The organism is Neobacillus sp. plas4, from assembly GCF_057221695.1.
In genome coordinates this window covers 1,109,623-1,124,212 of sequence record NZ_CM170152.1, presented here as the reverse complement: position 1 = coordinate 1,124,212, position 14,590 = coordinate 1,109,623, and the positions used below count along the sequence as shown (strand labels likewise).

Sequence of the window (14,590 nt, the reverse complement as noted above, 5' to 3'; positions counted from 1 at the left end):
TTTCACCCCCTAAGACACATTTGTTTACTTTAAAAATATATTGCATCACTTGAGCTGTCAATTAATGAAAGGAACGCCAAAAGTCTCCATCCTTATTCAGTATGTTATTTATTTGGGCAAATGGTATGGTGAAGGTAGGAAAGCCTGCAGCACCATAATTATTTTCAACATTAACAATCGCCCTTCCCTCGCTAAACGACTGCGTTCCAGTAAACTCGGCTCAATAACCGCCTTTCCTGATACGTCCATGTATCCCCATTTTCCTCCGTTACTTTTACGGTAGGCCAGCATGCCTTCTCCGTAATCGTCAACCGTTTCGTGAGGGAAAGATTTCAATACCTTACCAGTAAGATCAATAAGTGCATAGCTGCCTGCTTTCATTTTTACCAGCGCTTTTCCGTTAATAAAGTCACTTGCAGATTCATATGATACAGGAATGACTTCATTCCCTCTTCTATTTAAATAGCCGTACAAATACTCTCCCTGCTCTTTAGTACTGGCTGCGACTGCTCTTCCTTCTTTATAAGCCCCAATGAAAGAATACGCCTTTGAGGTTATGACCTTTCCGTTTTCATCTATAACTTTAAAGCCCTCACTATCGATAACGGCTGCCCGCCCTTCCGAAAAGGGACTGATTGTATTATATTTTGGTTTCACAATAAAATATCCATCACTGTTAATCACACCTGTGAGGTTATTAAATTGAACAATCGCTAAACCATTTTCCTGAAATTGATTTGCCATTTCATATTGGGGAGGAAGAACAAAAATCCCCTTCTCGTTGATGTATCCCCACTTATTTCCGCCTATCTCCTTCACTGCTGCTGGAAAGAGGTAAACCATTCTGGATAAAGAAAGGATGTAGGTAATCCAATTTTCATTTTCAATATTTCGAACCATCCGTATTACCCCATTTTACTTTTACATTACTATATGAATAAATGGGCTTGATGCAGCTTATCTTTACTTACAAAGAAAAAGAATCTAGTATGAACGTCTATTGTCCATACTAGATTCTTTTTCTGTCTAGCTGCAGCGCCCTAGCGGCTATTGTCCTTCGCTCTCCGCGAGTAAAAATCCCTTCAGGATTTTTACTTACCTACGATAAGTCAAGCACGAATGCGCCTCCGGCTCTTCGTGTTTCCTTTATCTGAGTTGGAGCGCTCCACAAGGAACGCTTCGTCAGCATAGGCTTCGCACTAAGAAAAAGCGTTAGCTTTTTCGAGGAGGCCATACGCCGCTGAACACTAAGGAAAGCTCCTTTGAATCATCATCGCAGGACCAAGCTATACTTTGCTTGGTCTGAGGGCGCTTGCGCTTTTCTTAGATAAATACATAATTCTGCTGTAATTCCCTCAAGATATTTTCCTTTGTTTTTAAAATAGCCTGAACGATTTCATCCTTTACAGCCGGTGTAATTCGATAAAATGGCACACTTACACTGAAAGCACCATATGTTTGGTTATTCATTCGCAGTGATACACCTATACAATAGACATCCTTTTCAGCCTCACTATCGTCAATAGCATACCCATTTCTTTTTACATCGTGTAACTGTTTTAGTAAGGTTTCGTGATCGGTAATGGTATTTTCCGTTAGAGCCTTGAGTTCAACTCGACTTAAATAAGCTAATTGTTCATCTTCTGGCATTTCTGCAAGTACTGCCTTGCCCATCGCTGAACAATAAAGTGGCTTAGATAATCCGATTCTTGAATTTAAACAAACAATTGGCTTATTCGTTTCCAGCTTGTTAACCGTTAGAATCTCATCGCCTTCTAAAATACCTAAATGAATGGTTTCATCTAAATTATTTTGCAATTCTTTTAAGTAAGGATAAGAAATTTTGGAAATGTCTAGATTTGCAAGATAGTTGTTTGCGTATTTTATTAAAGCGCTGCCGAGCTCGAATTTTTTCGTTTCTGGATGTTTTTTCACATAACCAATCATCTGAAGTGTATCTAATATTTTCGAGGCAGTTGAACTCGTTAAGCCTGTTTCCTGCGCAATTACATTTAATGGCTGTGCTTCTTTCTTTTCTGATAAAAAATCAAGGATACTGGCAGCTTTTATTAGAACCGTTCCATAAGGCTGTTTTGTATTCTCCATTCATCTACCTCCTTCCATTTTTTAAAAAATTCTATTAAGTGCTATTCGAGCATTTAAATAACTGGATAATCCGCAAATGTAAGTTCACCGTCATTTACCAAACGATTTAGGTTTCCTTGATTGTCTAAAGTGAATTTGACGATTTCATTTCTCCATGTTACATAGGATACGGTCATTTTTTTAGCAGTATCGTCAAACGTAAAGCATGATTTATTCTTTTCATTGACTAACTTGCTAAACGACTCCAAATCCATTATACCTAAATCAACACCATCCCGGAAAGATACAATCTCCATGACTACCCCACTCCAATTAGAAGTAAGCGGGCTCGTAATTGAAATTCTGTCTCTTTTCTCTTCCCAACTATATTCATTGATTAACTGGAAGATAATAAAGCAGTCCTCCACTTTCCCATATCCTCTATCTTTTTCAAGCTTCCACTCTCCTTTAGGGAGACAGCCAAGAATATCTGGGAAAGCTTCTTTATGATCGGCAGGGACATTCCAAATTTGAATGACAGTATCCTTGTGGAACATTACCTCTCCAAAAGAACTTGCATGTCGGTCGTCTCCTGGCACGTATTTTTCTCCCGGATGAAAGAAAAATGCCTGATTTGCACTTTCGCCTTGAGTCAACGGCAGTGTGATGTCCCAACGCTTTTGTTCATTGTCAAATTCCCTTATTCTCTCCCAAATACCGCCAACAGCATAGTCTGGGGTAATGTATACGTAGGTATGTGCCTCTTCTGTCACGATATCATCAGCGTGTGCAAATTGAATTTTTCGTTTTATTTCTACTGGCTGAGTTCGATTAGTTGCACTTTGTACAATATCTTGGGAAACCTCATACGTATACAATGCCGAACCTTCCAATCTTACAATCTCCGCAGGCAGTGAAAAATCACCAAATTGAATATAATCTAGTAACGTATTTCTATCCCTTGGGCTATCATGGCGTAACTGTCTTGAATGCGGTCCCGCCCATGTACCCTGTAAATAGTAGACAGCTCGTAACCTCCATAAATAATCAAGAAGGTCACTCATCGTACTCTTCACATCTGTATTTTCGACACTCTCCCATACGCATGTAAAAGCCTGGACCCAATGCCAAAACCAAGGGTGTGCACCATACTCTTTAAAGCCAAATTTTCTTATATGGTTTAATTGTTTTTGTGCCAGCTGTAGTCCCTGTTCTACTAAATCAGCATTGTTAAAGAAATCTCCAAGCAGTATTTTTAGTGAGGTATGTTTGGCTTCATGGTGATGCATATTTTTAAGCGGGTGTTTGTAAACATCACTTTTGTAGATATGAGTTATCGCTTGTAAACAGTCATTTTTCACATCAAGTGGCAGCTCATGCTGATATTTATTGTAGAACAAAATGAGTAAACATCCCATCAACTCAACCGGAAGGAAATGGGGTTTTGCCTCCTGGGGATTGTCACGCAAATTCAATGGCCAATGCCCGTACATGGGATCATGAGGATTAACCTCCTGAAGCACTAATACGTTTTTAAGCATAGTTAGAGCAATCTCTTTTGCCTTTTCACGCTGCTCCTCATTCCAATCACACTCAAATTCCTTATCTGCGCAATAGGCAAATAAGTGAGCAGCATAATAAAAATTATCCCGTAAATCTTGATGAAACCAGTACCCGCTAGGCAATATAGGAAGTTCCAGAGCTTTATTAGCCGCTAATTTAATAATCTCTTTTCTTCTAATATTGGCGGCTGTAGTAGATGCTTGCATTTAATAATCCCTCCAGATAATAAAAAGAATATAGCTATATTGAAATAGCTATATTCTTAAGCAGAATAGCGTAAGCGCCCTGTTCAGCGGCGTATGGCCTCCTCGGAAAGGCTAACGCTTTTCCTTCGTGCGAAGTAACGCTTTCGAAGCTTACTCTTGTGGAGCTGGACAGTAATCTAAGTTCAAAAACCTTAACTCTTATCTTTCAAATAAATCTATATATGACCTTTTGAATTAGCGAACTAACCAGCCGCCATCAACTGGTACAATGGCTCCGTTCATATAATCAGATGCTTTGCTTGCAAGGAATACCACGACACTTTGCAGGTCCGCTGGTGTCGCCCAGCGGCCAGCTGGAATGCGAGATGTAATCTCTGCATGACGTACTTCATCCGCACGAATTGGTGCAGTATTTTTGGTTTCAACATAACCAGGTGCAATCGCATTGATTTGGACGTTACTAATTGCTAATTCATTGGCAAATGCTTTTGTTAATCCGGCAACGCCATGTTTGCTGGCTGTATAAGAAGGTACAAATTTACCACCTTGGAAAGAAAGCATGGAAGCCACATTGATAATTTTTCCGCTGCCTTGTTCGACCATTACTTTTGCCGCTTCTTGGCTTAATAAATATACAGCGTTTAAATTAATATCCATTACAGCGTCCCAATCTTCTTCTTTACCCTCTAGCAATGGTGAACGACGGATTGTGCCAGCGTTATTTACTAGAATATCCACTCGTCCATAGGTTTCTAAGCATTTAGCAACAATATCCTTAGAAACTTGTTTTTGAGTTAAATCACCTTGAAAAAACTCTACGCGGCGGCCTTCTTGTTCGATGAGTTCCTTTGTCTCCTGCCAATTATTCCCGTGCGTGACTACAAAAAGGTCTGCACCAGCTTTTGCCAAAGCAACCGCAAATCCTTGTCCAAGCCCAGTATTACCGCCTGTAACAATGGCAACTTTACCATCTAATTTAAAATAATCTAATGAGAATTGTTGTAAGTCTTGAGTCATTTTTCAAAGCCTCCGTATCAGTTTATGAAGAACACATTAAAGCCAAAAGCGTTTATTTTAGGTCCTTCATTGGAACCATGTCCATATCATTATAAGTAATGTTTTCTCCGCACATTGCCCAAATGAAAGTATAGTCACTTGTTCCCACTCCAGTATGAATTGACCAGCTTGGAGAGATAGCAGCTTGCTCATTGGCAATTACTAAGTGTTTTGTTTCATCTGGTTTGCCCATGAAGTGGAATACACGTGTATCTTCTTTCATATCAAAATACAGATATGTTTCCATACGGCGTTCGTGCGTATGTGATGGCATGGTGTTCCAAGCGCTTCCTGGAGTTAGGATCGTGTATCCTAATTGAAGCTGACAGCTTTCACAAACGTTTGGATGAATATATTGATAAATAGAACGATGATTTAATGTTGCTGAATCACCTGTTACCATTGGTTCGATTTTGTCAATGCTAATTTTCACATTTGGATATTTATGATGTGCAGGTACAGAAACAGTATAGAATTTAGCTGGATTAGCCGGATCTTCTGATTTGAATTGGATATCCTTAGTTTCTTTTCCTATGTAAAAGCCATCTTGCTTTTTCATTGGCTCTTCGGTACCTTCAATCACGATTGATCCTGGTCCGCCAATATTAATTACACCAAGTTCACGGCGTTCTAAGAAATAAGTAACTCCTAATTCTGTTGAAAGTTCAATGGTTAAAGGCTTGTCTGTTGGTGTAACCCCGCCAAAGATCATTCGATCATTATGGGTATACGTTAATCTTACTTCTCCAGGTACAAAAATGCTTTCTACTAAAAATTCCTTACGTAATTGTTCTGTTGAATAGTTACGAATATCTTCTGGGCTATGTGTATAACGAGTTTCCATTTTTTTCACTCCTGTTATCGATTAATTTTTGCTGAGCCATTTTCCAATAAGTTTTCTACTTCTTTTACAGTAAAAGGGTTACAATCACCATATACGGTATGTTTTAAGCTTGAGTATGCGGTTGCAAATGAGACCGTATAGTTTAGGTCTGCATTGGTCAATAAACCATGTAATATTCCTGCTGAGAACGCGTCTCCGCCGCCAACACGATCGATGATTGGTTCTAGCTTATGAACTTTGGATACATAGGTTTTACCGTCTTTCCAAAGCGTGCCTTGCAATGTATTAGAGGTTGCTGAATGAACCTCGCGAATCGTAGAATAAAAGACTTGTATATTACTATATTTTTCATGCATTTTTTGATAATAATATTCTGTATCAGGTAAATCCGTATTATTTTCTGGGATGCCCAGCAAATAAAGCGCATCCATTTTTCCAGCAGAACAATAGTCAACATAAGGAATGATAGTTGAAATCACCTTCGCTGCTTGGTCGTGATTCCAGAGTTTTGAGCGGAAATTAATATCAAAGCTGACTTTAATATTGCGCATTTTTGCTTCTTTCACCAAGGTCAAAATAATTTCAGCTAATTTTTCTGAAAGTGCCGGTGTTATACCTGATAGATGCAGAATGTCGACGTTTTCAAAAATCTGTTCTATGTTCCATTCATTGTCTTTAACTGAAGCAAAGCTTGAATTCGCTCTGTCGTAAATAACAGCTGAAGATCGTTCACCAACTCCACTATCAAGATAATAGGTTCCAAGGCGATTGCCGCCAAACAGCAAGTGCTTGATGTTTACACCATACTTTTGCAGATGTCTTTTAACAGCAAGTCCCAAAGCGTTGTCAGGTACCTTACTCGCAAAACTAACGGTATGATCAAAGCCCGCTAAATTAATAGCTACATTTGCCTCGGCTCCACCATAATGTGCTTGAAAGCTTCCGGCATTGCTAAAATGGGTGCCAGCAGATGTTGACAGCCTTAACATGATTTCACCAAAAGTAACGATGTTGCTCATGCATTCACCATCTTTAATTCGTTATATTTATCCATATATTGTTTTGCCAGCTTGGTTATTTGGTCATAGTCTCCTGTTTTAGCCGGAGCTAATAGGTTTCCTCCCACACCAACTGCAACACAGCCTTTTGAAAGCCATTGTTCCATATTGTTCAGGTTAATTCCACCTGTTGGCATAATATTTACTTGCGGAAGTGGTCCTTTTACAGCATCCACAAAACTTGGTTCGTATGTACTCGCAGGGAATAGCTTAATAATGTCAACACCAGAACGAAGTGCAGTTTTGATTTCAGTAATTGTCATACATCCTGGTAAGTAAGGAATTTGATAAAGATTGCAAATCTCTGCAATTTCTGAATCAAACATCGGACTTACAACAAATTCAGCTCCCGCCATAATGGCAATTCTAGCTGTCATCGCATCAAGAACGGTTCCTGCTCCTACAACAATACTGGAATTATCATTATATTTGGATACCGTTTCACGGATCACTTCTTCAGCCTGTGGAATGGAGAATGTTACTTCTAAACCTGTCATCCCACCATTAACTAGCGCATCTATCGTTTTCAGTGATTCTTCCTTAGTGTCTGAACGTAAAACTGCAATGACACCGCATTTTTCAATTTTCAAGAGAATATTCGTCTTTTTAATGATGTTCACCTCCTTTGATTTCCAAATAGGAAATGTAGTTGTTCATTCGGAAATCTATAAGCCTATTATATGGGACCGCTTACTTATTTTCAACCTTATTTTTTAAAATAATCCGAAAGTTTCGACTGGGGTAATCCAGCCTGCTGTTTCATCATGGGCGCCGCTGACTTCGGACAACCACATGCCCTTTCACGCCTCCCTTGTCCGAAGTCTCAATTTCCTAAACAATAAAAAAAGTAACCTGTCATCATGACAGATTACTTTCTTCTCTTAATCTATAAACTTAGCTTCTGGTATTAATATTTTCCATTCCTCATAACTAATAATCGTTTCCCAGTGTCCGGTAACCTTGGCGAATCCAATAATTAAGAAAAATGCAACAAAAAATGATACCGGTATAAACCATTTATTTACCTTTTTATTCGCTACAGTCATATTCAAAGTATCCTTCACAGGGCAGGCTTCCACACAGGCCATACACGCAGTACAGTTAAGCGTGTTTACTGTTTCCACTTTGTGTACCTTCACCCTCGAAGGGCAAACTTTTGTACACATTTCACAATTGGTGCATGTTTCTTCATTTCTGCGAATCTTTGTTATTCGAAGCATAGAACCTAGCCCAATAAATGCACCATATGGGCAGAGAAAACGGCACCAGAAGTTTCTATAAAACAAGGAAAGGGCAGCCATCACGATGAGAAACCCCAGACCAAAGCCGCTAATATCTAGGAAAAAGGTCAGCATTTTTATATCAGAAATTTTGTTATAAGGCTCATTTAGAAAAGCAATCGCCGCATAGGTTGGCATTACAATGACCATCCCCAAAAAGAACAACAATAATAAATATTTTATAGGAGTCAACAGCCATACAAGCCAAGTGGGAACTTCAAAGTTTCTTTTAAACAGCTTTTTTCCAAATCTGGCAATCCATTCACTTACTGTTCCAACTGGACAAATCCAGCTGCAAAATGATCGTTTAAAAATAATGGCACCGCCTACAAAAAAGCTAAGCAGCGCAAGTCCAGCTGGGTGAATAAGATCAAAATCACCAGTCCCTAACCAAACCTTTAATGCCATTAAAGCACTGATGGGCAGAAACCCTTCAACTGCCGAAGGTCTTTCAACAAAAGGTGTTTCACCTAAACTTTCAAAGTGCATATAAAATTGATAAAAACGAACACCGACATATAGTAGAAACAACAAGAATACGGCTTGAACTACGTATCTTGTTATTTGAACCGGCTTACTTTTCAGCTGCTTCTTATACCAGTTCATCGACTTCATTTCGATTCCTCCAATCTTCTTCACCTTAAATATAAGGAACGAAGTAAAATTGGCGATGTGATAAAAGTCATCGGAAATACCGTTTTCATAAAGAGTTCACAACCCCAAACTTAAAACAGACAAAGTTTGGGTTACATTTCTACTTCAAAAACAATATTGTTCTGTCTTCTGGCCTCTTCTGTTATTCGTAGGACTATCAGGCTTAAGGATTTTAATTCCTCATACTGCTGATCATCCTTACATTCGATGATTTCGGCAATATGGCTGCATTCATACACCATGTCTTTTTCTTCCTGGACAACACTCAAAATTTCGCTTTCTTTTGTGTGGCTGTCAATAAATTTAATTTCCGATATCGGTGCCGCATCAAGAAGGACGAAGGTACCCTTTTCTCCATGGATTTCACAGGGCATAACCGAATGGGAAATCTTCGAGCAGAGAATCGTACAGACAAAGTCTTGATACTCTAACACCAGTGTACCACTGCCATCGACACCGCTTGATAAGATAACCGGATGATACGTAACCTTACTTGGTTCCCCAAATAGCCCCACAGCCAGATAAAGTGGATAAACACCTAAATCTACTAGAGCTCCGCCTGAAAAAGTACTAGAAAAGATATTTGGCATTTCACCTTCTAAAAACAAATCATACCTAGAAGAATACTGAATATAGGGCAGCATCGCACTTCTTAGAGTACCCGCCATTTGAAGGTTCCTTTTTAAGATATCAAAATTAGGTGTATGGATATTGCGAATCGCCTCAAACAAATAGACTCCATTTTCTTTTGCAGTCTGATAGGCAAGTTCCAATTCAGCAGTCGTAGAGAATATCGGCTTTTCGCATATAACATGCTTTTTATTTCTTAAAAATGTAAGTGCCTGTTCGAGATGAACTGAATTAGGCGAGGCAATGTAGACTGCCTGAACTTCTGGGCTTTTTGCCATCTCATCCAAATCCGTATAATAGTGTGCTGCTTGATATGTATGGGCAAGTTCTTTTGCCTTTTCTTCACTTCGTGAATACACTGAAGTTAAATTTAGTTTGCCGCTAAGTTTGGCTGCTTCAATAAACGAGCCTGTGATCCAGCTCGTGCCGACTGTTCCTAAATTAATCATAATTATCCCTTCTTTCTTCAATATTTTATTGTATCCTCTTTCACTATCCTTTACCAATTTTACATTCTTGCAGGTTATTTGATAAAATTAATCTTAGACTAATTTTTCAAATGAATTATGGCAACAATGGAAAATTATCATTAATTATGGTATTTATATAAGAAGGAATGAAGGAGAGGTTGAATAAATTGGACAATCTAGGTTCAAATTTTATAAAAGATGTGATGATAAAGGATTTGGAATCAGGTAAGCACGATAAAATTATCACTCGTTTTCCTCCAGAGCCAAACGGATATTTACATATTGGCCATGCTAAATCAATCATTATTAATTTTGGCTTAGCAGATGAATTTAACGGAAAAACCAACTTGCGATTTGATGATACCAACCCGTTAAAAGAAGATGTCGAGTATGTAAATTCCATTAAAGAAGATGTAAAATGGCTGGGATTCGAATGGGATAACTTGTACTTTGCTTCTGATTATTTCGAGGAAATGTATAAACGCGCGGTTTTATTAATTAAAAAAGGGCTTGCTTATGTAGATGACCTAACACCGGATGAAATCCGTGAATATCGCGGGACATTGACTTCACCTGGGAAAGAGAGTCCATATCGAGACCGTTCAATCGAGGAGAACCTTGATTTATTTGAACGGATGCGTAATGGAGAATTTGAAAATGGGAAAAAAGTTCTTCGTGCAAAAATTGATATGAAGTCTCCTAATATTAATTTACGGGATCCTGTTATTTATCGAATTGCACATGCTACACACCATAACACCGGTGATAAGTGGTGTATTTATCCAATGTATGCATTCGCACACCCTCTAGAGGATGCAATTGAGGACGTAACTCATTCCCTTTGTACGGTTGAATTCGAAGACCAGCGTCCACTTTATAACTGGGTAGTGGAACAATGCGAAATGGAAAGTACGCCTCAGCAAATTGAATTTGGCCGCTTAAACGTGACTAACACCGTAATGAGCAAGCGTAAACTAAAGCAGCTCGTTGACGAAGGGTTTGTTGATGGCTGGGATGACCCGCGGTTGCCTACCCTTTCAGGAATGAGACGCAAGGGATTCACGCCTGAGTCGATTCGAAATTTTGTCCGTGAAACAGGTGTTTCGAAAGGTTCTGGAGCAGTTGACTCACAAATGCTTGAACACTTCGTTAGAGAAGATTTGAAGCTGAAGGCTCCTCGTACAATGGGGATACTTAATCCTTTAAAAGTGGTTATCACCAACTATCCAGAAGGACAAATCGAGTTACTAGATGCTGAGATAAATCCTGAAGTTCCAGAAATGGGAATGAGGAAAATTCCTTTTTCACGTGAGATTTACATTGAGAAAGATGATTTCATGGAGAACCCGCCAAGTAAATATTTCCGCCTCTTCCCTGGTAATGAAGTTCGCCTTAAACATGCTTATTTCATTAAGTGTGAAGAAGTTATTAAGGATATCAACGGTGAAGTCGTTGAACTGCGTTGTACCTATGATCCACTCACCAAGAGTGGGACTGGCTTTACTGGACGGAAGGTAAAAGGAACGATTCATTGGGTGGAATCAACCAATTCTGTCCCAGCGGAATTTAGGTTATATGAACCACTGATCCTGGATAAAAACGAAGAGGATGAGGAAGAGAAATCCTTCCTTGATAACGTTAATCCGGAATCACTTGTGATATTACAGGGATTTGTTGAACCTAACATGAGAGAAAGCAGACCTCATGACAAATTCCAGTTCTTTAGACACGGATATTTCAACGTGGATCCAAAACATACGACAGTGGATAAACTTGTTTTTAACCGAATCGTATCCTTAAAAAGTTCATTTAAATTATAAAGCATATCCTGCCATTAGGGCGCTGAAGCTAGAAAAAAAATAGAACCTGGCGCACCATGCCTGGTTCTATTTTTATAATTCCATTGTGGTTGTGATTGGAACTTCAAGAATGACCCTTGTTCCTTTACCAGGTGTAGAGTTAATCGTAAGTTCCCCTCCTACTGCACGTGCTCTTTCATCCATACTAAATAGACCAACACCACGTGTCTCAGTTCCTGCTTCAAAACCTTTCCCTTTATCTTCAATCATTACTCTCACTGATTGATCTGCTTCTCTAACCGTAACAGTAGCATCCGATACATCTGCATATTTCCGAATATTTGTTAAGGCTTCTTGTATGATTCGATAAATGGTTAATTCGATACTAATATCGAGACGCCTGTTTAACATACATTCAAAATAAACATCAATTTGATAGTTTTCCGAAAACCGAGATAGGAAGGACCGAATAGCTGGAACAAGTCCAAGGTCATCCAATACGGATGGGCGCAGCTCCCAAGAAATATCGCGAATCTCCTCAATTAATTGTGTCGCTTCCTTTTGCATTTGATGGAGGAGCGGGTGGTCCATTTCTGAAAGTAGACGATTGATGGTAATTAGATGACTGTATAAGTTTTGACCGATGCCATCGTGTAAATTACGTGATAAACGTTTACGTTCTTCCTCTTGAACATCAATAATTTGTGTCATCATTTTTTGAAGTTCTTGTTCTACCCTTTTCCGTTCCGTTATTTCATATCGGATTGCCAAATATTGATAAGGTCTTCCGCTATCATTTAAAAATGGAACAATCGTCGTATCTACCCAATAATAGGTGCCATCTTTCGCACGATTTCGGATTTCACCCTTCCATACCTGCCCGCCGCCAATCGTTCTCCACATCTCCCTAAAAAACCCTTCAGAGTGATAGCCGGAATTTAAAATCCGATGATCCTGACCAAGCAGTTCTTCTTTTGGATACTTCGAGATTTGACTAAATTGTTCATTTACATATGTAATGGTTCCTCTAGAATCCGTTATTGCTACTATAGAAGATTCATCGAGTGCAAACTTAAAATCCATTAATTCTTGAATGGACTTTTTTAATTCCATTTCAAGGCTGGTGAGTTCGTTTAACGGCTGCTCACGATCCATTTCCATACTAAACTCCTTCACCTGAGATATGATTTCTAATTAGCTGCTCTAGTCTCTCGGCAGAATTCTTCACCATTTGCTGTTCTTCTTCGGTAAACGTGTATGCACTTCTTTTTCCAACGAGTAAAACACCTTTTGGGGAGCTATTAAAAAATAAAGGGACCGCATAACAGGAAATAAGTTTTTCGGCAAGCATAATGGGATGGTCAGTTACTTTTCCATAGATATCATTGGGAAAGTCACTCAACATCATGGGACTGCCGCTTGATATAATTTTTCCAGCGATTCCTTTTCCAAAACGGACGGTTATTCTTTGATATTTATCATTTAAGTTTCCCGCAGCATAATGCCATCGAACATCCGGCCCAACTTCATTCTGAAAAGCTAGAGCCACAAATTCGCAGCTTACCTCCTTCAGTAAGCCGTCACAAACCTCGATAACCGCTGGTATTTCTCTTATTTCTGTCATATGCCGGTATTCTCCTTATATCCCATAACCCAGCAGCCCCTTCTTGACAGCATACTCAACCAATTCCGGCCTCGTCTTCATTTTCAGCTTCTCCATTAGGTTTCCTTTATGAGTTTCAACCGTTTTTACACTGATCACTAACTGTTCAGCAATTTCTTTATTTGAATATCCTTTCGCAATAAGGGTAAGGACCTCTTTTTCACGATCGGATAAAAGACTATACGTATCATTGCTGCCTTGCTTAATACTGCCTAAATATTCTTCCATTAATCGCTTGGTTGCCGCTGGATGAAGATAGGCATCCCCAGCTGCAACGGATTCGATTGCAGACATTAACTCATCATGTGGAGCACTTTTTAAAATACAGCCTGCAGCCCCAGCCTGGACTGCTCTAAATAGGTATTCCTCATCATCATGCATGGTTAAAATCAGGATATTTATTTCTGGCATTTGTTTTTTTAATTCCGCAGTCGCTGATAATCCATCTTTTCCATGCGGCATACTTAAATCCATTACTACTACATTGGGTTTTAATTTCAAGGCTTTTTTAATGCCTTCATTTCCTTCAGAAGCTTCACCAATCACTTCCATTTCAGGATTTGTATGTAAAAGCATTTTCAAGCCGCTTCTTACAACAGCATGGTCATCAACTAATAGGATTTTGATCAATTCTAACTCTCCTTCGCTCCCTAGATGGGAAGAGATATTTCTATAGACGTCCCTTCACCTATTTTAGAGTAAACCCTACATTTTCCGCCAGCTAGAAGCATTCTCTCTTTCATCAAAACAATCCCAAGTGAATATGGTTTCTTTTCAAGATCTTCTTCTTGAAATCCTATTCCGAAATCAAAAATTGAAATTTTTAATTCATTTTCTCTCCAGATCATTTCCATTTTCACATGAGACGTATCTGCATATTTTGCAATGTTTGCCAGTGCTTCTTGGCATACCCGAAAAACAGCAATACTGCCAGCTTCAGGAATGCTTTTTTCAATACCTGCGGATTTTATTTCTACAAGGATCCCAAATGTTGAAGTATACACCCTAAGATAACTTTTTATTGCTGGCAGTAATCCAAGAGAAGTAAGGGCAGGCGGATAAAGTTCAACGGAAAGTAATCTGATCTCCTGCATCGTCTTTTCAATTAACTGAGTCATTTCATGAAGATAATTTTTCAAATGGTCCTGACCAATTCCTGCTTCAACTATTTGTAATCCTGTTAGTATACTAAATAGATTTTGTCCTACTCCTTCATGAAGTTCTAAGGAAATTCGTTTAATTTCCTCTTCTTGTGCCTGAATGATATAGGAACTAATTTGAT

Annotated in this window: 14 protein-coding genes; 1 reads left to right on the top strand and 13 read right to left on the bottom strand. The window is 38.9% G+C overall.

Annotation, left to right across the window (positions count from 1 at the left end; all coding sequences use genetic code 11):
- Positions 1-108 precede the first annotated feature (108 nt).
- The 9 genes from AC2TFD_RS05670 to AC2TFD_RS05630 all read right to left on the bottom strand — a co-directional run bounded on the left by AC2TFD_RS05670 (position 109) and on the right by AC2TFD_RS05630 (position 9,822).
- Positions 109-900, bottom strand: a complete 792-nt coding sequence (locus tag AC2TFD_RS05670) for a WG repeat-containing protein (protein WP_484675220.1) — start codon at positions 898-900, stop codon at positions 109-111.
- A gap of 423 nt (positions 901-1,323) precedes the next feature.
- Positions 1,324-2,106 (bottom strand): IclR family transcriptional regulator, encoded by a 783-nt coding sequence (locus tag AC2TFD_RS05665; protein ID WP_484675219.1) that lies wholly within the window; start codon positions 2,104-2,106, stop codon positions 1,324-1,326.
- 53 nt (positions 2,107-2,159) lie between these two features.
- Positions 2,160-3,854 carry a hypothetical protein gene (locus AC2TFD_RS05660; protein ID WP_484675218.1) on the bottom strand — a complete coding sequence of 565 codons (1,695 nt, stop codon included), beginning with the start codon at positions 3,852-3,854 and terminating at the stop codon, positions 2,160-2,162.
- A gap of 234 nt (positions 3,855-4,088) precedes the next feature.
- Positions 4,089-4,871 (bottom strand): 2-dehydro-3-deoxy-D-gluconate 5-dehydrogenase KduD, encoded by a 783-nt coding sequence (gene kduD, locus AC2TFD_RS05655; RefSeq protein WP_484675217.1) that lies wholly within the window; start codon positions 4,869-4,871, stop codon positions 4,089-4,091.
- Between the two features lie 52 nt (positions 4,872-4,923).
- Positions 4,924-5,754, bottom strand: coding sequence for a 5-dehydro-4-deoxy-D-glucuronate isomerase (gene kduI / locus AC2TFD_RS05650; protein ID WP_335511465.1), 831 nt, complete (start codon positions 5,752-5,754; stop codon positions 4,924-4,926).
- Positions 5,755-5,768: 14 nt separating this feature from the next.
- A complete protein-coding gene (locus AC2TFD_RS05645) occupies positions 5,769-6,773 on the bottom strand; it encodes a sugar kinase (protein ID WP_484675216.1) in 1,005 nt (334 codons plus the stop codon).
- A complete protein-coding gene (locus tag AC2TFD_RS05640; RefSeq protein ID WP_484676279.1) occupies positions 6,770-7,423 on the bottom strand; it encodes a bifunctional 4-hydroxy-2-oxoglutarate aldolase/2-dehydro-3-deoxy-phosphogluconate aldolase in 654 nt (217 codons plus the stop codon). Before AC2TFD_RS05640 ends, AC2TFD_RS05645 begins: the two co-directional genes overlap by 4 nt.
- Before the next feature lie 270 nt (positions 7,424-7,693).
- Positions 7,694-8,707, bottom strand: a complete 1,014-nt coding sequence (locus AC2TFD_RS05635) for a 4Fe-4S binding protein (RefSeq protein WP_484675215.1) — start codon at positions 8,705-8,707, stop codon at positions 7,694-7,696.
- A gap of 131 nt (positions 8,708-8,838) precedes the next feature.
- Positions 8,839-9,822, bottom strand: a complete 984-nt coding sequence (locus tag AC2TFD_RS05630; RefSeq protein WP_484676278.1) for a Gfo/Idh/MocA family protein — start codon at positions 9,820-9,822, stop codon at positions 8,839-8,841.
- A gap of 191 nt (positions 9,823-10,013) precedes the next feature.
- Here AC2TFD_RS05630 and AC2TFD_RS05625 point away from each other — a divergent pair, with 191 nt between their 5' ends.
- Positions 10,014-11,666, top strand: coding sequence for a glutamine--tRNA ligase/YqeY domain fusion protein (locus tag AC2TFD_RS05625; RefSeq protein ID WP_335569129.1), 1,653 nt, complete (start codon positions 10,014-10,016; stop codon positions 11,664-11,666).
- 72 nt (positions 11,667-11,738) lie between these two features.
- Here the strand turns inward: AC2TFD_RS05625 and AC2TFD_RS05620 are convergent, their stop codons facing one another.
- From AC2TFD_RS05620 to AC2TFD_RS05605, 4 genes are read right to left on the bottom strand one after another with little or no spacing between them, the layout of a single operon-like run.
- Positions 11,739-12,806: a sensor histidine kinase gene (locus tag AC2TFD_RS05620; protein ID WP_335511474.1), complete on the bottom strand. Its 1,068-nt coding sequence runs from the start codon at positions 12,804-12,806 to the stop codon at positions 11,739-11,741.
- Position 12,807: 1 nt separating this feature from the next.
- Positions 12,808-13,269 carry a GAF domain-containing protein gene (locus AC2TFD_RS05615; protein WP_484675214.1) on the bottom strand — a complete coding sequence of 154 codons (462 nt, stop codon included), beginning with the start codon at positions 13,267-13,269 and terminating at the stop codon, positions 12,808-12,810.
- A 15-nt stretch (positions 13,270-13,284) separates the two neighbouring features.
- Complete coding sequence (locus tag AC2TFD_RS05610; RefSeq protein WP_335511478.1) at positions 13,285-13,938, bottom strand: response regulator; 654 nt, start codon at positions 13,936-13,938, stop codon at positions 13,285-13,287.
- Positions 13,939-13,958: 20 nt separating this feature from the next.
- The gene (locus tag AC2TFD_RS05605) at positions 13,959-14,540 is read right to left on the bottom strand and encodes a sensor histidine kinase (protein ID WP_484676277.1); all 582 of its coding nucleotides are present in this window, start codon (positions 14,538-14,540) and stop codon (positions 13,959-13,961) included.
- Positions 14,541-14,590 lie beyond the last annotated feature (50 nt).